The 17,934-nt window shown below is 49.4% G+C and carries 20 protein-coding genes, 1 other RNA gene and 1 pseudogene; 14 read left to right on the top strand and 8 right to left on the bottom strand.

All coding sequences use genetic code 11. The features are described 5' to 3' along the window. The first annotated feature begins 361 nt into the window (after positions 1-361). Entirely contained in the window at positions 362-1,975 is a 1,614-nt protein-coding gene (nadB, locus tag WFL93_RS09620; protein ID WP_336778171.1) for an L-aspartate oxidase, read from the top strand. Here nadB and trmN read toward each other — a convergent pair. Continuing rightward, positions 1,964-2,713 carry a tRNA(1)(Val) (adenine(37)-N(6))-methyltransferase TrmN gene (gene trmN / locus WFL93_RS09615; RefSeq protein ID WP_336778017.1) on the bottom strand — a complete coding sequence of 250 codons (750 nt, stop codon included), beginning with the start codon at positions 2,711-2,713 and terminating at the stop codon, positions 1,964-1,966. The two genes, nadB and trmN, sit on opposite strands and share 12 nt — an antisense overlap. A gap of 141 nt (positions 2,714-2,854) precedes the next feature. Between trmN and srmB the strand changes: the two genes are divergently transcribed. Next, positions 2,855-4,183: an ATP-dependent RNA helicase SrmB gene (gene srmB / locus WFL93_RS09610; protein WP_336778016.1), complete on the top strand. Its 1,329-nt coding sequence runs from the start codon at positions 2,855-2,857 to the stop codon at positions 4,181-4,183. 187 nt (positions 4,184-4,370) lie between these two features. On the opposite strand, the gene grcA is transcribed toward srmB, so the two are convergent. Then, positions 4,371-4,754 carry an autonomous glycyl radical cofactor GrcA gene (gene grcA / locus WFL93_RS09605; RefSeq protein ID WP_007886153.1) on the bottom strand — a complete coding sequence of 128 codons (384 nt, stop codon included), beginning with the start codon at positions 4,752-4,754 and terminating at the stop codon, positions 4,371-4,373. Positions 4,755-5,019: 265 nt separating this feature from the next. Between grcA and ung the strand changes: the two genes are divergently transcribed. Next, positions 5,020-5,697: a uracil-DNA glycosylase gene (gene ung, locus WFL93_RS09600; protein WP_007886151.1), complete on the top strand. Its 678-nt coding sequence runs from the start codon at positions 5,020-5,022 to the stop codon at positions 5,695-5,697. Positions 5,698-5,742: 45 nt separating this feature from the next. Here the strand turns inward: ung and grpE are convergent, their stop codons facing one another. Further along, positions 5,743-6,321, bottom strand: a complete 579-nt coding sequence (grpE, locus tag WFL93_RS09595) for a nucleotide exchange factor GrpE (protein WP_336778015.1) — start codon at positions 6,319-6,321, stop codon at positions 5,743-5,745. A gap of 122 nt (positions 6,322-6,443) precedes the next feature. Here grpE and nadK point away from each other — a divergent pair, with 122 nt between their 5' ends. The 3 genes from nadK to bamE all read left to right on the top strand — a co-directional run bounded on the left by nadK (position 6,444) and on the right by bamE (position 9,603). Then, positions 6,444-7,322 (top strand): NAD(+) kinase, encoded by an 879-nt coding sequence (gene nadK / locus WFL93_RS09590; RefSeq protein WP_008101540.1) that lies wholly within the window; start codon positions 6,444-6,446, stop codon positions 7,320-7,322. Between the two features lie 84 nt (positions 7,323-7,406). After that, positions 7,407-9,068, top strand: a complete 1,662-nt coding sequence (gene recN, locus WFL93_RS09585; protein ID WP_336778014.1) for a DNA repair protein RecN — start codon at positions 7,407-7,409, stop codon at positions 9,066-9,068. Between the two features lie 187 nt (positions 9,069-9,255). Beyond that, positions 9,256-9,603: an outer membrane protein assembly factor BamE gene (gene bamE, locus WFL93_RS09580; protein ID WP_007886144.1), complete on the top strand. Its 348-nt coding sequence runs from the start codon at positions 9,256-9,258 to the stop codon at positions 9,601-9,603. Positions 9,604-9,656: 53 nt separating this feature from the next. On the opposite strand, the gene WFL93_RS09575 is transcribed toward bamE, so the two are convergent. Together WFL93_RS09575 and WFL93_RS09570 are read right to left on the bottom strand one after the other, a co-directional pair. After that, positions 9,657-9,947, bottom strand: coding sequence for an RnfH family protein (locus WFL93_RS09575; RefSeq protein WP_336778013.1), 291 nt, complete (start codon positions 9,945-9,947; stop codon positions 9,657-9,659). Continuing rightward, a complete protein-coding gene (locus WFL93_RS09570) occupies positions 9,940-10,374 on the bottom strand; it encodes a type II toxin-antitoxin system RatA family toxin (protein ID WP_007886142.1) in 435 nt (144 codons plus the stop codon). Before WFL93_RS09570 ends, WFL93_RS09575 begins: the two co-directional genes overlap by 8 nt. Before the next feature lie 159 nt (positions 10,375-10,533). Between WFL93_RS09570 and smpB the strand changes: the two genes are divergently transcribed. From smpB to WFL93_RS09555, 3 genes are all read left to right on the top strand, one after another. Further along, on the top strand, positions 10,534-11,016 hold the full coding sequence (smpB, locus tag WFL93_RS09565; protein WP_007886141.1) for an SsrA-binding protein SmpB: 483 nt from the start codon (positions 10,534-10,536) through the stop codon (positions 11,014-11,016). 44 nt (positions 11,017-11,060) lie between these two features. Further along, positions 11,061-11,423: a transfer-messenger RNA gene (gene ssrA / locus WFL93_RS09560) on the top strand. Positions 11,424-11,616: 193 nt separating this feature from the next. Continuing rightward, positions 11,617-12,819: an integrase domain-containing protein gene (locus WFL93_RS09555; RefSeq protein WP_336778012.1), complete on the top strand. Its 1,203-nt coding sequence runs from the start codon at positions 11,617-11,619 to the stop codon at positions 12,817-12,819. Positions 12,820-12,850: 31 nt separating this feature from the next. Here the strand turns inward: WFL93_RS09555 and WFL93_RS09550 are convergent, their stop codons facing one another. From WFL93_RS09550 to WFL93_RS09540, 3 genes are all read right to left on the bottom strand, one after another. Beyond that, positions 12,851-13,759, bottom strand: coding sequence for a hypothetical protein (locus WFL93_RS09550; RefSeq protein WP_336778011.1), 909 nt, complete (start codon positions 13,757-13,759; stop codon positions 12,851-12,853). After that, positions 13,752-15,050, bottom strand: coding sequence for an AAA family ATPase (locus WFL93_RS09545; protein WP_336778010.1), 1,299 nt, complete (start codon positions 15,048-15,050; stop codon positions 13,752-13,754). Before WFL93_RS09545 ends, WFL93_RS09550 begins: the two co-directional genes overlap by 8 nt. A gap of 405 nt (positions 15,051-15,455) precedes the next feature. After that, positions 15,456-15,725 (bottom strand): ogr/Delta-like zinc finger family protein, encoded by a 270-nt coding sequence (locus WFL93_RS09540; RefSeq protein ID WP_265301328.1) that lies wholly within the window; start codon positions 15,723-15,725, stop codon positions 15,456-15,458. Between the two features lie 629 nt (positions 15,726-16,354). On the opposite strand from WFL93_RS09540, the gene WFL93_RS09535 reads away from it, so the two are divergent. The 5 genes and pseudogenes from WFL93_RS09535 to WFL93_RS09520 all read left to right on the top strand — a co-directional run bounded on the left by WFL93_RS09535 (position 16,355) and on the right by WFL93_RS09520 (position 17,920). Next, positions 16,355-16,621 (top strand): helix-turn-helix transcriptional regulator, encoded by a 267-nt coding sequence (locus WFL93_RS09535; protein ID WP_336778009.1) that lies wholly within the window; start codon positions 16,355-16,357, stop codon positions 16,619-16,621. A 218-nt stretch (positions 16,622-16,839) separates the two neighbouring features. After that, positions 16,840-17,160, top strand: a pseudogene (locus tag WFL93_RS24280) (ash family protein); the annotation flags it as partial. Positions 17,161-17,184: 24 nt separating this feature from the next. Beyond that, entirely contained in the window at positions 17,185-17,379 is a 195-nt protein-coding gene (locus WFL93_RS24275) for a host cell division inhibitor Icd-like protein (protein ID WP_442955889.1), read from the top strand. Continuing rightward, on the top strand, positions 17,376-17,600 hold the full coding sequence (locus WFL93_RS09525) for a hypothetical protein (RefSeq protein WP_097096377.1): 225 nt from the start codon (positions 17,376-17,378) through the stop codon (positions 17,598-17,600). Before WFL93_RS24275 ends, WFL93_RS09525 begins: the two co-directional genes overlap by 4 nt. Further along, a complete protein-coding gene (locus WFL93_RS09520) occupies positions 17,597-17,920 on the top strand; it encodes a DUF5375 family protein (protein WP_336778007.1) in 324 nt (107 codons plus the stop codon). Before WFL93_RS09525 ends, WFL93_RS09520 begins: the two co-directional genes overlap by 4 nt. Positions 17,921-17,934: the final 14 nt, after the last annotated feature.

Below are 17,934 nucleotides of genomic sequence, written 5' to 3'. Positions count from 1 at the left end.
TAGAGTGATCTGCTGGCCTAAAGTTCACAACGACCTGAATATTTCCGTATCGGAACCACGACATCATTGTTGTTGATGGTCTTTCAGTGTAGCGACTTGCCACGCCGGTGGTGTCTTTTGCGGCACCGATAATCGCTGGCAGAGTACCTTATGATGCGGTCATTTTCACCTTTATTACCTGAATTTTCAGAGTGTTTACTATAAAAAACACATTCTGCTTATTTTAAACGTTAACCTACTGATATCGCGTTACTATCCTGAGAGGCTGGATAATTTTCCGGCGTAATTTGTTCAAAATACTTCACAGCATCGCTATCCAGGCTTATGCTCAAGCGACCTTTTGTTTAGTAAATTAAACATCATGACCTCTCTTCCTGATTATCAGTGTGATGTACTCATCGTCGGCAGCGGTGCGGCAGGTTTATCTTTAGCACTGCGACTGGCACCGCATTATCAGGTGACTGTGCTCAGTAAAGCCCAGGTCAATGAAGGCTCAACGCTGTATGCGCAGGGCGGAATTGCCGCAGTGTTTGATGAAACGGACAGCATTGAATCTCACGTAGAAGATACGCTGGTGGCCGGAGCGGGCTTATGCGATCGCCAAACAGTAAGTTTTATCGCCAGTAATGCGCGTCACTGCGTGCAATGGTTAATTGATAATGGCGTAGCATTCGATAAAGAGCCGCAGGTTGACGGCGAAGCACGTTACCATCTCACGCGCGAAGGCGGGCACAGTCATCGTCGTATCCTGCACAGCGCCGATGCCACTGGTCGCGCGGTTGAAACCACGCTGGTAAGCCAGGCGCTGAGTCATCCCAATATCCGCATTATCGAACGCACCAATGCGGTGGATTTAATTCTCTCCGATAAGCTCGGTTTGCCGGGCAAACGCCGTGTGGTTGGCGCGTGGATCTGGAACCGCAATCGCGAACAGGTAGAAACCTGTCGCGCGCGCGCCGTGGTTTTAGCCACCGGCGGCGCAGCGAAAGTGTATCAATACACCACGAATCCGGATGTGGCGTCCGGCGATGGCATCGCGATGGCATGGCGCGCCGGTTGTCGCGTGGCCAACCTGGAATTCAATCAATTCCACCCTACCTGTTTATTCCATCCGCAGGCGCAGAATTTCCTGTTAACCGAAGCATTGCGCGGTGAAGGTGCCTGGCTGCTGCGACCAGATGGATCGCGCTTTATGCCTGACTTTGACGAGCGAGCCGAACTGGCCCCGCGCGATATCGTCGCGCGCGCGATTGACCATGAGATGAAACGCCTGGGCGTCGATTGCATGTATCTCGACATTAGCCACCAGCCGGAAAGCTTTGTGCGCGCCCACTTCCCGATGATCTATGAAAAGTTATTGACCTTCGGCCTGGATCTTACCAAAGAGCCTATTCCCATCGTGCCCGCGGCGCATTATACCTGCGGCGGTGTGATGGTTGATCAGCAGGGACGAACTGACGTAGACGGGCTCTATGCCATCGGCGAAGTGAGCTACACCGGCTTGCACGGTGCCAATCGCATGGCATCAAATTCACTGCTGGAGTGCCTGGTTTACGGTTGGTCAGCGGCGGAAGACATGATCGCTCGCCTGCCCGATGTCGCGGCGGTGGAACATCTACCCGCATGGGATGAAAGCCGCGTTGATGATGCCGATGAGCGCGTGGTCATTCAACACAACTGGCACGAACTGCGGCTGTTTATGTGGGATTACGTGGGCATTGTTCGCACCACCAAACGGCTGGAGCGCGCACTGCGACGCATCAATTTGCTACAGCAGGAGATCGATGAATACTACGCGCATTTCCGCCTATCCAACAATCTGTTGGAGCTGCGTAATCTGGTTCAGGTCGCCGAACTGATGGTGCGCTGTGCACTGCAACGCAAGGAGAGCCGCGGGTTGCACTTTACCCTCGACAATCCCGGCCTGCTTGCGGAAGCCTTACCGACCATCCTGCAGCCAACGCTAACGGAATAGGTAAAACGCTTTGACCAGGCTGAGCCAGTCTGCCGAATAGCTTTTATCTTCATCGCGAATGGCGAGACGCTCCAGCAGCGTTTCGCCTGCGGTTGGAGAAAAGCCTAAGACCACCCGATTCGGTGGACGCTGCGCATAAGCGGCAACGTCGTAGCGATAGCGCAGATGCCAGCCGTCGGCTTCTGCGAGTGCAATCAGCGCTTCTCCTGCCTCTGCGGGCAGCACCACGCAAAAAAGTCCTTCTTCCTCAATCAACTGCGCCGCGCAACGCAGCAGGGTGAGATGATCCAGTGTGGCGGTACTGCGTGCGGTATCTCGCTCTATGCTGCCAGAAGCCATACCTGGCGCAAAAAAAGGTGGGTTACTGACGATCAGCGAATAGCGTTTTTCGCACTGCTCGCTCCAGCTAACAATATCCTGATGATGAACCGTAATGCGATCCGCCCACGGCGAAGCCTGCATATTTTCCTGCGCCTGCTGCGCAGCGCTGGCTTCCAGCTCGACCGCATCAATCTGTACCTGAGACGACGTGCGCTGCGCCAACATCAGCGCAATCAGTCCGCTGCCGCAGCCTATATCGAGGATGCGACGGGCATCTGCAACGGGCGCCCATGCGCCAATTAACACGCCATCGGTGCCCACTTTCATCGCACAGCGATCGTGTGCGACGAAGAATTGTTTAAAGGTAAAACCATCTTTTCTTAACGTTTGCCGCGCCTGCGGCTGGTGCTGAGACATTCTTCACTACCATTGAATTTTTTACTGCCGGAAGTGTAACGTGGTGGGGATGGGAATTCACCTGCGCCCGTAATACCTACACAAACAGATGAAGATTATATTCGTTCTGTCTATAATCAGCGCCCCAAACTGAGGTAGACCATGACCGTAACCACATTCTCCGAACTCGAACTCGACGAAAGCCTGCTACAAGCTTTGCAGGAAAAAGGCTTCACTCGCCCTACTGTTATTCAGGCCGAGACCATTCCTGCCGCGCTGGAAGGCCGTGACGTTCTGGGTTCGGCTCCAACCGGGACGGGGAAAACTGCAGCGTTTTTGCTGCCCGCTTTACAGCATTTGCTCGATTTCCCGCGCAAGAAATCAGGCCCGCCACGCATTTTGATTGTCACCCCAACGCGCGAACTGGCGATGCAGGTTGCCGATCACGCACGCGAACTGGCTAAACACACGCATCTGGATATCGCCACCATCACCGGTGGCGTGGCGTATATGAACCATGCCGAAGTGTTCAGCGAAAACCAGGACATCGTCGTCGCGACCACCGGCCGTCTGCTGCAATACATCAAAGAAGAGAACTTTGACTGCCGTGCTGTGGAGACACTGATTCTTGATGAAGCTGACCGCATGCTCGATATGGGCTTTGCGCAGGACATCGAAACCATCGCCGCAGAAACCCGCTGGCGCAAGCAGACGCTGTTGTTCTCGGCGACGCTGGAAGGCGAGCATATCAAAGACTTCGCCGAGCGTTTGCTGAATGAGCCAGTCTTTATCGAGGCCGACCCAAGCAAAAGCGAACGTAAAAAAATCCAGCAATGGTATTACCGCGCTGACGATCTCGAGCATAAAAATAAGCTGCTGATTCATCTGCTGAAACAGCCCGATGCCACGCGCGTCATCGTGTTTGTGCGCAAACGCGAGCGTCTGCATGAGCTGGTCACATGGCTGCATGAAGCCGGCATTCGCACCAGCTATCTTGAAGGCGAAATGGTGCAGGTGAACCGTAACGAAGCGATCAAACGCATGAATGATGGCCGCGTTAAGGTGATGATCGCCACTGACGTTGCCGCTCGCGGTATCGACATTGACGATATCTCACACGTTATTAACTACGACTTGCCGCGCACTGCCGATACCTATCTGCACCGCATCGGTCGTACCGCGCGTGCGGGCCGTAAAGGTACAGCAATTTCGCTGGTTGAGGCACACGATCACGTGCTGCTGGGCAAAATCATCCGTTACATCAACGAGCCGTTAAAGGCGCGTGTGATTGATGAACTGCGTCCAGAAAGCCGTGCGCCAAGCGCTAAAGTGACGGGAAAACCGTCGAAAAAGGCCCTTGCGAAGCGCAAAGAGAAGAAAGAGAAAGAAGAAGAGAAACCTCGCGTGAAAAAACGCCATCGCGACACCAAAAATGTCGGTAAACGCCGCAAGCCAAGCGGTAGCGATGCACCAGAATCCGGTGCGGAATAAAACAGCACCGTCTGAAACTGATCGCCTCTTTTGAGGCGATTTTTTTGTTTTAAGCGTAGCGAAATAGCGCTTTCGTTATGAAGGTCCCTTCAGAAGCCTCTCTTTTTCAACGCACAATATAAAAAAGCCGCGCCAATCAACATTGGCACGGCTTGTATTGCTGTGTGTCTTTTCGTCAGCGCTGCAATTACAGGCTTTCGGTAAATGTACGAGTAATAACATCACGCTGCTGCTCTGGCGTCAGCGCGTTAAAGCGCACGGCATAGCCGGAAACGCGAATGGTCAACTGTGGATATTTTTCCGGATGGTTCACGGCATCTTCCAACGTTTCACGACGCAGTACGTTTACGTTCAGGTGCTGACCGCCTTCAATACGCACCTGCGGTTTCTGCTCAAGTGGAATTTCACGGTAAGCAATTTCACCGAGATCGCTGATAGCAACGACCTGATCTTCAGAGAAATCACCTTTAGCACACAGGCAGCGTGCTTCAGCTTTCTCATCGTCCAACAGCCAGAATGAGTTCATCAACTGTGGATTACTTGCCTGAGTAATTTGAATTCCGGTAATCATAGTGGGCCTCCAGGGCTTTAGGCTGCCGCACAGGGACAGCGTTTATCAATCGGTTATGGAATGCTCTGGTATATCACTCAAAGAAATCCTTGGTTTTGACCTGTATCAATTTTGTCCAATCGCTTTAAACGCGTCAAAAGCTAACAAATTGATTCACAACAATTTTTAAAATTAACTTTTTACGTAAATTTTCAAATTATTTTTACCCTTCTGCTGCTGTGCCTGACACGTTAAGCTAGGCGTATTAATTTGCAGGGAGTCAATGATGGCTGAGAAGCTAACCTGGCACGATGTGCTGGCTGAAGAGAAAGAGAAACCTTACTTCGTGGAAACCCTTAAAGCGGTTGCCAATGAACGCGCTGCTGGCGTAACGGTTTATCCGCCGCAAAAGGATGTGTTTAACGCCTTCCGCCTCACTGAACTGGGCGATATCAAAGTGGTTATTTTGGGCCAGGATCCGTATCACGGTCCAAACCAGGCGCATGGGCTGGCATTTTCCGTGCTGCCCGGCGTGGCCATTCCACCGTCGCTGCTGAATATGTACAAAGAATTAGAGTTGGATATTCCCGGTTTTGTACGTCCCAAACACGGTTTTCTCGAGAGTTGGGCAACGCAAGGCGTGATGCTGTTGAATACCGTATTAACGGTGGAAGCCAGCAAGGCGCATTCGCACGCGCGCTTTGGCTGGGAAACCTTTACGGATAACGTTATTAGCGCCATCAATCAGCACCGCGAAGGGGTGATTTTCTTACTGTGGGGTTCACATGCGCAGAAGAAAGGCAGCATCATTGATACGCAGCGTCATCATGTCCTAAAAGCGCCGCACCCTTCTCCGCTCTCGGCCCATCGCGGCTTTTTTGGTAGCAAACACTTTTCACAGGCTAACGCGCTATTAAGCCAATCGGGTCAAACCCCGATCGATTGGATGCCGCAACTGCCATAAAAACAAACGGCCGCATTATGCGGCCGTTGTCATTACAGCAAGGGATTAGCCTTTGGCTTTGGTCACTGCCACCATCGCCGGACGCAGCAGACGACCGTTGAGGGTGTAACCACGCTGCATTACCATCAACACGTGATTTGGCGCCATATCATCAGACTCCATCATCGACATTGCCTGATGTATTTCCGGATTGAACGGCACATTGGTGTCGCCCACCACTTCCACGCCAAACTTACGCACCGCGCCCAGCAGCGACTTCAGCGTCAGCTCGATGCCTTCAATCATCGAAGCCAGTTCAGCGTTCTCTTTATCAGCCACTTCCAGCGCACGCTCCAGGCTATCGATCACTGGCAGCAGTTCGTTGGCGAATTTTTCTAGCGCAAACTTGTGCGCCTTTTCCACATCCATTTCGGTACGACGACGGATGTTTTCGATCTCCGCCTGAGCACGCAGCTGTGCATCACGAACGCCGGTTTGTGAAATGGCTAACTCGGCTTCGAGTTGCGCGATACGCTCATCACGTGGATCCACCTCAGCGGCTGTCTCTGCGTCCACGTGCTGTTGATCCTGTTGAATTTCGTCTGAGACTTGCTCGTTTGGGGTGTTGTGTTCTTTACTACTCATGAATTTCTCCGCGTTTTGCACATTCATCTCGCTGGTTGGCTTATTATGGGGATCAGTTTGACGGTTTCAAGTAAACCCATCACATTGCCTGGCCGTTTTGGCTTATAAGGAACTCGCGCTAAATGAACAAACACTTTAACTGCATCGGGATTGTCGGCCATCCGCGCCATCCTACTGCGTTAACCACCCATGAAATGCTCTGGCGCTGGCTAACGGCAAAGGGTTATGAGGTGATTGTCGAGCAGCAGATTGCGCGCGAACTGGATTTGAAAAACGCTGAAACTGGCAGCCTGGCGGATATTGGCCAACGTGCCGATTTAGCCGTGGTTGTCGGCGGCGATGGCAACATGCTCGGCGCTGCTCGCGTGCTGGCGCGCTATGACATCAAAGTCATTGGGATCAACCGTGGCAACCTCGGTTTTCTAACCGATCTCGATCCGGACAACGCACAACAGCAACTTGATGATGTGCTGCAGGGTGATTATTTCGTCGAAAGCCGCTTCTTGCTGGAGGCGCAGGTTTGCAAAGAAGATTGCTCGCCGCGCATCGGTAGCGCCATTAATGAAGTGGTACTGCATCCCGGCAAAGTGGCGCACATGATTGAATTCGAAGTCTATATTGATGAGGTGTTTGCGTTCTCGCAGCGCTCTGATGGCTTAATTATCTCCACACCAACCGGTTCAACTGCCTACTCGCTTTCAGCTGGCGGCCCGATTCTCACGCCGTCGTTGGACGCGATTACGCTAGTGCCCATGTTCCCGCATACGCTCTCCGCACGTCCGCTAGTAATTAATAGCAGCAGCACCATCCGTCTGCGCTTCTCCTCCTTACGCAGCGACCTTGAGATCAGTTGCGACAGCCAGATTGCCCTGCCGATTCAGGAAGGTGAAGATGTACTGATTCGCCGCAGCGCCAATCATCTCAATCTTATTCACCCTAAAAATTATAACTATTTTAATACGTTAAGCTCAAAGCTGGGTTGGTCGAAAAAATTGTTCTAAAATCATCGCCGACTACTTTACTGTATAAAAAACCAGGATATACTGTATGTAAAACCATATCTGTTTTTACATACAGGTGATTCTATGCTGGCACAACTGACCATCAGTAATTTTGCTATCGTTCGTGAACTGGAGATTGACTTTCATCGTGGTATGACAGCGATCACAGGTGAAACCGGCGCAGGTAAATCCATCGCTATCGATGCGCTGGGCCTGTGTTTAGGCGGCCGCGCTGAAGCAGATATGGTGCGTCAGGGCGCCAGTCGTGCAGATATCTGCGCCCGCTTCCAACTGAAAGCCTCGCCTTCCGCACAACGCTGGCTGGTTGAGAATCAGCTGGATGAAGGTAATGAATGCCTGCTGCGCCGCGTGATTAGCGCAGATGGCCGTTCGCGTGGCTTTATTAACGGCACCTCAGTGCCGCTGTCGCAGCTACGTGAACTCGGCCAGTTGCTGATTCAGATTCACGGCCAGCATGCTCACCAGCTCCTGCTCAAAGCCGATCACCAAAAGCACCTGTTGGACGCTTACGCAGCACATGACAATGTGCTGTGCGACATGCGCCAGCACTACCAGCGCTGGCACCAGAGTTGCCGTGCGCTGGCACAGCATCAGCAGTTATCGCAAGAGCGGGAATCACGTCGTGAGCTGCTGCAGTATCAGCTGAAAGAGCTTAATGAATTTGCCCCACAGTTGGGCGAATTTGAACAGATTGATGAAGAGTACAAACGTTTGGCGAACAGCGGCCAACTGCTTTCAACCAGTCAGCAAGCGTTGCAAATCCTCGCCGATGGTGATGACACCAATCTGCAAAGCCTGCTGTACAGCGCCCGCAATATGTTAGGTGAACTGTTAACGCTGGATAATAAAGTTAGCGGCGTTTTCAACCTGCTGGAAGAAGCAGCCATTCAACTCAGTGAAGCCAGCGATGAACTGCGCCACTATTGCGAACGGCTGGATCTCGATCCTAATCGCCTGCATGAGCTCGAACAGCGCCTGTCACGACAGATCGCCCTTGCGCGCAAACATCACGTTTCGCCTGAAACCTTACCTGTTCTTTATCAGCAATTACTGGATGAAGCGGAGCTGTTGTCACAGCAAGAGAGCGATCAGGAAGCGCTACAGTCAGACGTGGTGGCTCATCATAAAGCCGCGTTAGTCAGTGCTGAAAAGCTGCATCAATTGCGCGAGCACGCAGCACAAGAGTTGAGTCAGCTGATTACCGAAAGTATGCGCACGCTGGCGATGCCGCATGGCCAGTTTGCCATTGTTCTGGAGTTCAATGCAGATCAACTCACCGCTGAAGGTGCGACACGTATTGATTTTCGCGTTACCACCAACCCTGGCCAACCGCTTCAGCCATTGGGCAAAGTCGCGTCGGGCGGTGAACTATCGCGTATCGCACTGGCCATTCAGGTGATCACCGCACAGAAAATGGAAACCCCAGCAATGATCTTCGATGAAGTGGATGTTGGAATCAGCGGTCCAACCGCCGCTGTGGTTGGCCAGATGCTGCGTCAGTTGGGTGAATCAACTCAGGTGATGTGCGTAACGCATCTGCCGCAGGTTGCTGGCTGCGGACATCATCATTTCTATGTCAGCAAAGAGACCGATGGCGCGATGACTGAAACCCATATGCAGCCGCTTGATAAGCGTGCGCGCTTGCAAGAGTTGGCGCGACTACTGGGCGGCAGTGAGGTCACTCGTAACACGCTGGCAAACGCGAAAGAACTTTTAGCCGCCTGATACAGCACTTTTTTCCCGGCTGGTGGTCATATGCTTGCTCTGTAGAGGTTTCAAATAGCGGAAAGGTTTATTATCATCGGCAGTTATATAAATCGAATGATAAAGCCTGCCGCAGGCAGAGTTCAGAATTTGATGGCAAAAAAATAGCCTGCTGAAAGGCGTTTGGCCCCAGAAAAGGAATGTATAGATGCGCTGTAAAACGCTGACTGCCGCGGCAGTAGTAATGTTGATGATGACCGCTGGATGTTCCACCCTTGAGCGCGTTGTGTATCGTCCGGATATCAATCAGGGGAATTACCTGGTCGCCAACGATGTGTCGAAGATTCACAACGGCATGACGCAGCAGCAGGTCGCCTACACGCTTGGCACGCCAATGATGCACGATCCCTTTGGCAGTAACGTTTGGTATTACGTGTTCCGTCAGGAACCTGGCCATGAAGGTGTGAAACAGCAGACCTTGACGCTGACCTTTGATAGCAACGGAACGCTGACCAACATCGATAACAAGCCCAAGCTCACTGGCAAAGAAGGCTAAGTGAACAGCAATAAAAAAGGCGCTTTAGCGCCTTTTTTAGTTTTCCTACCCGACTATTTCTTATCTGCCGCACGCTCTGCGCGTTGACGCCGCATCTCTTTTGGATCGGCAATCAGCGGCCGATAAATCTCGATACGGTCACCATCCTGCACAGCATCAGTCAATTTCACTGGGCGACTGTAGATACCGACTTTATTGGTGCTAAGGTCAATATCCTTGCGCAGCGACAATAAGCCCGACGCCTGAATGACCTGCTCAACCGTCGCGCCCTCTTCAATAGTGACTGAGCGCAAATATTGCTTATCAGGCAGCGCGTATACCACTTCCACGCTGATATCAGGCACGATAAACCTCTTTCGCGCGCTGACTGAACGCCTGCACCATGCTGTTAGCGAGCTCTTTAAAGATGCGACCAAACGCCATTTCTACCAGCATATTGGTGAACTCAAAATCAAGGCTCAACTCAACTTTACAGGCATCATCACCTAACGAAGTGAAATGCCAGCCGCCGGTCAATTTTCGAAATGGACCATCAACCAACTGCATTAAAATGCTTTGATTACTGATCAACGTATTACGCGTAGTAAATGTTTTACTGATGCCTGCTTTCGAGACATCAACGGCGGCGGTCATTTGATCTCCGCTGTTATCCAGCACGCGGCTGCCGGTGCAGCCCGGCAGAAACTCAGGATAAGCATCCACATCATTCACTAGACGGTACATCTGCTCAGCGCTATAAGGGACCAGCGCTGAACGGCTAATCTGGGCCATAATGGTTCCTGTTCATCACAAAACCCTTGAATAATACCATTTTCAGTCACCAAACAAAAATTCACGGATTTGCTTGCTGTGCTAAAATGGAGTGTTTTTTACCGCCCTGCAGGACAGGGGATGCGCCCATAAACTGAGTGATGTAGACTACGCCGCACTATGACAAAGAAAAAAGTTAACAAACCCGGTTCAGCCACTATTGCCCTCAATAAACGCGCACGTCATGAATACTTCATTGAAGAAGAGTTCGAGGCGGGTATGTCGTTGCAAGGATGGGAAGTCAAATCACTCCGTGCCGGTAAGGCTAACATCAGCGATAGCTACATTCTGCTGCGCGATGGTGAAGCTTACCTGTTCGGCTCTACCTTCCAACCGCTGGCAGTGGCTTCAACGCATGTGGTGTGTGATCCCACGCGTAGCCGCAAGCTGCTGCTGAAACAACGCGAACTCGATTCCCTCTACGGACGCGTTAACCGTGAAGGCTTTACCGTGGTTGCGCTGTCGATGTATTGGAAAAATGCCTGGGCCAAACTGAAAATTGGTGTGGCACGCGGCAAGAAAGAGCACGACAAGCGTGACGACGTTAAAGAACGTGAATGGAAGATGGATAAAGCACGTATTATGAAGAATTCAAAGCGTTAAGCACTGGATTTGAACATCTGTTTTCTGTAGTATTGAAATTTCTTGGGGCTGATTCTGGACTCGACGGGATTGTGAAGCCTTAGGAGCATGCCGAGGGGCGGTTTGCCTCGTAAAAAGCCGCAAAAAAATAGTCGCAAACGACGAAAACTACGCTTTAGCAGCTTAATAACCTGCTTTGAAGCCCTCTCTCCCTAGCTTCCGCTCTTAAGACGGGGATCAAGAGAGGTCAAACCCAAAAGAGATCGTGTGGATGCCTTGCCTGGGGTTGAAGCACTAAATCTAATCAGGCTAGTTTGTCAGTGGCGTGTCTGTCCGCAGCTGGCCGGCGAACGTAAAGACTGACTAAGCATGTAGTGCCGACGGTGTAGTAATTTCGGACGCGGGTTCAACTCCCGCCAGCTCCACCAAAATCCTTCGAAGATGATTCCAGAGTCATCCGTAGAAGTCCTGAAAGCCCGCACGGCACAAGCCCTGCGGGCTTTTTTGTGTCTGTAACCTTCCGAGACGATCCGCCTGAATCCGGTGATAATTGGTATACGAATTGGTATACGCTAGAATGTATGCCAATAACGTATACCAATTCATGCAGGAAATACAGACATGGCAAGGACTACGCGCCCATTAACCAACACAGAAGTTCTACGCGCTAAAGCAGATGATAAAGATTTGACTCTGCATGATGGTGACGGGCTTTTTTTAGTCATCAAAACCAGTGGCAAAAAACTTTGGCGCTTTCGCTATCAACGTCCCTCCACGAAGCAACGGACAATGATCGGATTAGGGGCCTTCCCTGCCCTTTCACTTGCCAACGCCCGCAGCTTGAGAGCGGATTATCTTGCCCTGTTAGCTAATGGGGTCGATCCTCAGGTGCAAGCAGAGATTGCCGAGAAGCAACATCTGATCGCTATGGACAGCATTTTCTCTACAGTGGCCACTAACTGGTTCCAGCTCAAAAGTAAGAGCGTTACGCCTGATTATGCAAAAGACATTTGGCGTTCTTTAGAGAAGGATGTATTTACCGCTATTGGTGGAATTCCTGTTCAAGAAATCAAGGCTAGAACGCTAGTTGATGCTCTCGAGCATATTAAAGCGCGAGGAGCTTTAGAGACGGTTAGGCGCTTAGTACAACGTATAAACGAAATAATGATTTATGCAGTAAATACAGGTCTGATTGACACCAATCCTGCATCTGGCATTGGAATGGCTTTTGAAAAACCAAAAAAACAAAACATGCCGACGTTGCGGCCAGAAGAATTGCCAAAACTCTTGCATTCGTTGGTTATGTCGAATCTATCTGTCCCAACTCGCTGCTTGATTGAATGGCAACTACTTACTCTAGTGCGTCCTTCCGAAGCTTCAGGTGCTCAATGGGCTGAAATTAATTTTGAGTCTAAAACCTGGAATATTCCGGCTGAACGTATGAAATCAAAGCGCGAACACAATGTTCCTTTATCTCATCAAGCATTAGCAATTTTAGAGATTATGAAACCAATTAGTCTGCATAGAAGGCACGTTTTTCCAAGCCGCAATGACCCAAAACTGCCTATGAATAGCCAGACTGCTAATGCAGCTCTTAAGCGGATAGGATTTGGGGGTAAGCTTGTAGCACACGGTCTCCGCTCTATAGCTAGTACAGCTTTAAATGAAGCTAATTTTAATTCAGATCATATTGAAGCAGCCTTAGCCCATACCGATAAAAATGAGGTTAGGCGGGCATATAATAGAACAACATATTTCGAAAATAGAGTAGTTATTATGGATTGGTGGGGAGACTTTGTCACTTCAAGCAGAAAAAATTATTAATATAACAAAGGGAGTCACCTCCCTTTTTTTTTCAAACCATGTAGCTCAGTCTTTGCTTGAGATAATCAAACATTGTAAAACCCTCATGCCTTTTGATAATACTTCGTATTTGTGCTGTGTCGTAATTACTTTCAAACTTATAAGAACATAGCGAACTAGGTTCTTCATGACAAAACTGGCAACACTCAATCTCCTTAGCACCACACCTAAGTTTCAAGTTTTTTATTTTTCTGATTAAAACTTTTGAAAACTCATTGAGAACCCACTTACCCTTGCAAACTTCAAATAAACCATTAACATCAAAATCAATTGACTTAGAGAACGCAAACTCACCTAGCTCTTGTTTTTTTGCTAGTATTTCATCGAAGGCGCCGGTGTTTCTTAGATGATCTACGCTCATTGAATAAGATGCGAGTGATGCATATTCAAGCTCACAAGCATTACGAAGACTTTCCAACCCAACAAAATACATTGGCATTATCAATTCGATAATTTCATCATAAATCTCATTAATCAACTCATCCGTTATTAACTTTCTACTCAAGCCAGTGCATTGAATCAAAACAGCCTTGATAGCATCATGTGTGATAAAGTGGCTCTCCATAGAGTACCATTTTAAAACAAACAAACCCGGCAGAGCGTTCAGTTCACCTCTATAAAATCGAGCATCTCTATCAATAACCCCAAGAATATATCGTTCTAACTCACCTGAAAAACCCAGCATATTAACTTCTTCAATGAAGCTCACTACGCTTTTACTTCCCTCATGCTTTCCCTTCAAATTTTGAACAGCTATAACCTCATGATTACCACCTAATGAAAAACATAAGTTCTCATACACAGGCACATCATCCACCCCTTCCACTACTAATATTGGTGTTTCTGACATAATAGCTTCATTTAGTAACTCATCGTACTCCATTGTTAGCCAATCATTCATAATCTTCGTTCTCTAGATTAATTGGCTCCAATTTAACAAGACTATTTGGGGATTTTTTTGATATTATCGGACTATGAGATGCAACAATTATTTGCGTCTCGGGAACCAGTTCTTTCAACAAACCAAGCAACGTTCTCTGCCATTGTATGTTTAAAGATATTTCAGGCTCGTCGATTATAAGGAAATCCTTCCCACGCCCTGCGATAATTACCAAAGCTAAAAATGTTAGAATGTGCCTTTCTCCGCTCGATAAAGCGTCAATTGACAACTCTGATGTGTCAGTTTCGATATAAATGTCTTTTTTATTAATTACAAGCTTTTTATCACCTACTAAAAATGAATTAAAAACATCCAGAAGGATATTTATTGAACTCAGGAGTTGCTTTTCAATTTTGAGCTCCCTAGTCATGTTCATGACTAACTTCCTCAATAATTGATTATTCAATATAGAGTTAACATCGCGCTCACTTTTAATAGATGATAAGATACTCACCACATGTGTTTTGAAATTATTTTCATAACCATCATCTAAAGCTTCAATTATCCTTTCTTTATTCCTAAATACGTCACTTTCAAAATTTGAAGGTAGTATAATTTCGTCATTAATATGATGAGCATCAATTGCAATAGCTAAAGTATCGAATAATGCATTTTGAATTTTTTCTGTCGCAAGATTTCTCGCCAAAGAATAACGCTCAATCAGCATACTTTCTATGTTGCTCATCTTGATATTTTGAAGATAGACATGAGGCATATCTAAATTCATCTCATCTTTTTTATTGCGTCTTTTACTATGCTGACTTCTTTTCAAAAACTGGGCCATCAACTCACAGAAGCTTTTCAGATCACCATTAGGGATATAATCTCTATGTGAAGGGTGATTGAAGAATCTGTAAATATCTATAGGTTCTACTTTTAGAGATTCTGAAGTAACGCCCCTTTCAACACCTAATGATAATGATGTACTTTCAGAAAGAGACGAGTTAAGAAATGCGTCCCAATCATAATACGTAACATAAATCCCATCATCACCAACTTTAATTCTTTTCGACACTTGTACTAAATGCACATTCCTGCTGTTATCAGTATAAGATATTTCAACATGTGTAACACTTTCATTTGCCAAAGTATCTTCATCTCTAGATAAGATGGCATGAATAAGCTTGAGGAAGGTTGTCTTTCCACAACCATTCTCGCCATATATTACTGAGATATCTCCCTCTGCAAACTCAACATATACAGCTCGACTTTCAGATCTAAACCCTGCTATATAAACATAATTAAGTTTCATCCCTTCCTCGCACGTTAAATTCGTTCTTGCAAATCAATTAATGTGAATTTACTTTAAAATCCTATATAGGTATAACCCCCCTCCCTTCAAAACATGAATATCCTTAATGCATCGGCAATTTTCAAGAAAAATTTAGACCTTTAGTTTGTTAATCTGGTTAATCAGGTTTACCCCGTTGCGCGCGCTCGTACCCCCGCCACGCCTGCCCGCTTTATGTAGTAGTTTTCATGCGGCTGCATGAGTCCCTTCAGGCCGCGCCAGTGCTGGCCTGAATTGCATAAACTCAGCTGCATTTATTCATGCGCTTTCATGCAGCATAGGCATGCACTCATGCGAATCAGGCTTGCCAGAGAAAAGAGATGAAAAAAACCGGCACGATGGCCGGTCAGGTATTGCTGATAAAACTCAGCAGGGGGCGTTCTGGCGATTCGAAAGCCTGCTGGCTGATCCATAACGGTTTAGCGTCTGCCGTGGTGGCGGTGATTCTTTCTCAGGGATGTCTTCAGCGACCTTCTGCGGTTTCATGATAATGGTGTCCAGGCTCTCAAGCGTTGTGAACGTGCAGGAGCAGTCGATATTACGACACTGATACCACGTCTTTTTTAACGTACCTGTCTGATATTCGCTCGTACGCGTGTGTGCGGTCATGCTGCATTCAGGGCATTTCATTGCCATCACGTTTTATCCTTCTGTTTAGCGCCAGTCCCCGTCCAGGATGGAGTTAACGGTTTATAAAAGCCGTTATCGTTAGCTTTCTTTGTAGGGGGAGAGCCAATGGCGGCTCCGGTGAATGCATTGTGCCGTTGCTGGCACAGTCGAGCTATGGGATGGCGTTGTGTGATAGCCCAGACAAAATGACCTTCTTCTGGCTGGCGGCAAGGTGACATATTGGCTCCCTGCTCAACTTTTAAATTTATATATATCCTTCACCATTCTTCACCTTAATAAAAAAGAGAGTAAATACAGTATATTAAAGGGTGAATAATCAATATTTATCCCTTCACCCGGTGTTCACCATGCTTCACCCAACTTTTTATGCAGATAAACCTTGTCGAGTGTTTATTTCGATTGATTCAACAAGGATTAATCATTGAAAACGACTTGCATAATTCATCTCGGCACTATTGGTCTATATTGCCCTATATTTACCTGTGCAAAAAACAGGCGGCTAATTTTTGCGCATTTGTGCCAGCCGCAGCACCCATTTGCCTTGTTGCTTTGGCAGTAAATATGCTGAGAATAAAGAGCTACCCGACTCCGGACGTATCTGTCCGTATCACCACGGACTCAATAAGAGGTAGCTCATGCACACCGTATTATCCGCAAACTCCTCCGCTCCTGCGGCCCCGGCTTTACCCGTAAACCCGGTGCTGAACGACCGCTTCCTGCGACTGCCGGAAGTCATGCACGTCTGCGGCCTGTCACGCTCCACCATTTATGACCTTATCAGCCGCGGCGCCTTTCCTGCGCAGGTGTCGCTTGGCGGCAAGAACGTGGCCTGGCTCGCCAGTGAAATCAGCGTCTGGATGAGCGATCGCATTGCAGCACGCGGTCAGGAGCGTAACGCATGAGGTTTTTGAACCCTGCCGGTAAATCACGCCAACTCTGTGTCGTGCACGCAATGCCGCCTGTGCATGCGACTGGCACCGGGAAGGGTAAACCGCTACAGACGCAGCGCTTTTGCGCAATGAAGCCAGCCTTCAGCCTGCAAAGTAGAAGCGTCCCGCCCTTCGGTATCCGGATTGTTTCCCGTGGCGAGAGTCATCCCGCCAGCTGCTGAGGTTGCCTGATGTTATTTTTAACTGCTGCCTCCGGCTTGCGCGCCGGGGCCATTCCCTGGTACAGTAAATCCGCTGTCGCAAAATCGGCAGCCGGGCGTGGAAACCCGTGTAAAACTATGGCGACACCAGACGCGCCATGCGTCTTTTTTTGTGTCTGTGCCCTGATGCACCCATTTTTCGGGCAACGGTTCTGTATCCGTTGCGCCGTCTGCGTAATGGTGGCTCAGGCGGGGCAGCCTTCGGGCTGGCCGGTTCCCATAGTTACCGGTATTTCCACCCCCGTCTGGGCTACCACCCTTGAGCGTGGAAACTCTGGTGGTAGCTGTAAAAAGCTAACTATGGAGTTTGCCCTTATGGCTACGGTCCTTAATTCCCCATACCCTCAGTTCGTTTTCGTCTTTGCCGCCATCCGCCGCTGCGAGCGCCAGCAGCATATTCATATGCTCCGCACCGTTGCCGCCGATGAGCGCGCCGCCCGCCTTTCGCTGGCCCGCGACTACGTGCTGTCCTTTGCCGCCCGCCTGCCGGTCCGGGAGGTGCGCGCATGACTCACGCAACGATTTCTCACGCCGACCTGGTACGCCTTGAGCACCTGCGCAACGCCGGGCGCTTCGTCAGCGATATGACCGCCTTTCAGGAGTGCCACGAACTGCCGCAGCCCGCTCAGCGCGCGCAGCTGGCTTCGCTGGTCTTTCTCATCACCGAGCAGCTGGATGACGTGGTGACGCGCTGCCAGAACAACTGGATGAACGCGGAGGATGAATCATGAAAGACCGCACCCTTTCGCCTGAACTGCGCGCCGCGCTTTCACGCCGCGCCGTCGCCTGCGCATGGCTGACCGTCTGCCGCGAACAGCAGCGCTACCCCGGCCTGACGCTGGCGCGCCTTGAGCACGTTATTGAAGCCGAGCTGGAGGGCTTTTACCTGTGCCAGCACGGACGCAGGCGCGGTCAGGAAATTGCCTGCGCGCTGCTGGACGACCTGCTGTCCACCGGGCCGCTGAAGTCGGCCCCGCGCCTGAGCTTTCTCGGCCAGGTAATGATGGATGAACTCTGCCTGCGCATGACAGACGCGCCGGTGCTGCACTGAGGGAGAACAGAACG

Source organism: Pantoea sp. USHLN256 (assembly GCF_037149875.1).
In the GTDB taxonomy this organism is placed as follows: Bacteria; Pseudomonadota; Gammaproteobacteria; order Enterobacterales; family Enterobacteriaceae; genus Pantoea; species Pantoea nemavictus.
Note: the sequence above shows the minus strand (reverse complement) of the source record. Positions and strands in the feature narration are given on the sequence as shown.

What these genes read in the sequence shown, in the direction of transcription:
- nadB (WP_336778171.1), top strand. Translation starts at nt 362, where the DNA reads ATGACCTCTCTTCCTGATTATCAGTGTGATGTACTCATCGTCGGCAGC.
- trmN (WP_336778017.1), bottom strand. Translation starts at nt 2,713, where the DNA reads ATGTCTCAGCACCAGCCGCAGGCGCGGCAAACGTTAAGAAAAGATGGT.
- srmB (WP_336778016.1), top strand. Translation starts at nt 2,855, where the DNA reads ATGACCGTAACCACATTCTCCGAACTCGAACTCGACGAAAGCCTGCTA.
- grcA (WP_007886153.1), bottom strand. Translation starts at nt 4,754, where the DNA reads ATGATTACCGGAATTCAAATTACTCAGGCAAGTAATCCACAGTTGATG.
- ung (WP_007886151.1), top strand. Translation starts at nt 5,020, where the DNA reads ATGGCTGAGAAGCTAACCTGGCACGATGTGCTGGCTGAAGAGAAAGAG.
- grpE (WP_336778015.1), bottom strand. Translation starts at nt 6,321, where the DNA reads ATGAGTAGTAAAGAACACAACACCCCAAACGAGCAAGTCTCAGACGAA.
- nadK (WP_008101540.1), top strand. Translation starts at nt 6,444, where the DNA reads ATGAACAAACACTTTAACTGCATCGGGATTGTCGGCCATCCGCGCCAT.
- recN (WP_336778014.1), top strand. Translation starts at nt 7,407, where the DNA reads ATGCTGGCACAACTGACCATCAGTAATTTTGCTATCGTTCGTGAACTG.
- bamE (WP_007886144.1), top strand. Translation starts at nt 9,256, where the DNA reads ATGCGCTGTAAAACGCTGACTGCCGCGGCAGTAGTAATGTTGATGATG.
- WFL93_RS09570 (WP_007886142.1), bottom strand. Translation starts at nt 10,374, where the DNA reads ATGGCCCAGATTAGCCGTTCAGCGCTGGTCCCTTATAGCGCTGAGCAG.
- smpB (WP_007886141.1), top strand. Translation starts at nt 10,534, where the DNA reads ATGACAAAGAAAAAAGTTAACAAACCCGGTTCAGCCACTATTGCCCTC.
- WFL93_RS09555 (WP_336778012.1), top strand. Translation starts at nt 11,617, where the DNA reads ATGGCAAGGACTACGCGCCCATTAACCAACACAGAAGTTCTACGCGCT.
- WFL93_RS09550 (WP_336778011.1), bottom strand. Translation starts at nt 13,759, where the DNA reads ATGAATGATTGGCTAACAATGGAGTACGATGAGTTACTAAATGAAGCT.
- WFL93_RS09545 (WP_336778010.1), bottom strand. Translation starts at nt 15,050, where the DNA reads ATGAAACTTAATTATGTTTATATAGCAGGGTTTAGATCTGAAAGTCGA.
- WFL93_RS09540 (WP_265301328.1), bottom strand. Translation starts at nt 15,725, where the DNA reads ATGGCAATGAAATGCCCTGAATGCAGCATGACCGCACACACGCGTACG.
- WFL93_RS09535 (WP_336778009.1), top strand. Translation starts at nt 16,355, where the DNA reads ATGCACACCGTATTATCCGCAAACTCCTCCGCTCCTGCGGCCCCGGCT.
- WFL93_RS24275 (WP_442955889.1), top strand. Translation starts at nt 17,185, where the DNA reads ATGGCTACGGTCCTTAATTCCCCATACCCTCAGTTCGTTTTCGTCTTT.
- WFL93_RS09525 (WP_097096377.1), top strand. Translation starts at nt 17,376, where the DNA reads ATGACTCACGCAACGATTTCTCACGCCGACCTGGTACGCCTTGAGCAC.
- WFL93_RS09520 (WP_336778007.1), top strand. Translation starts at nt 17,597, where the DNA reads ATGAAAGACCGCACCCTTTCGCCTGAACTGCGCGCCGCGCTTTCACGC.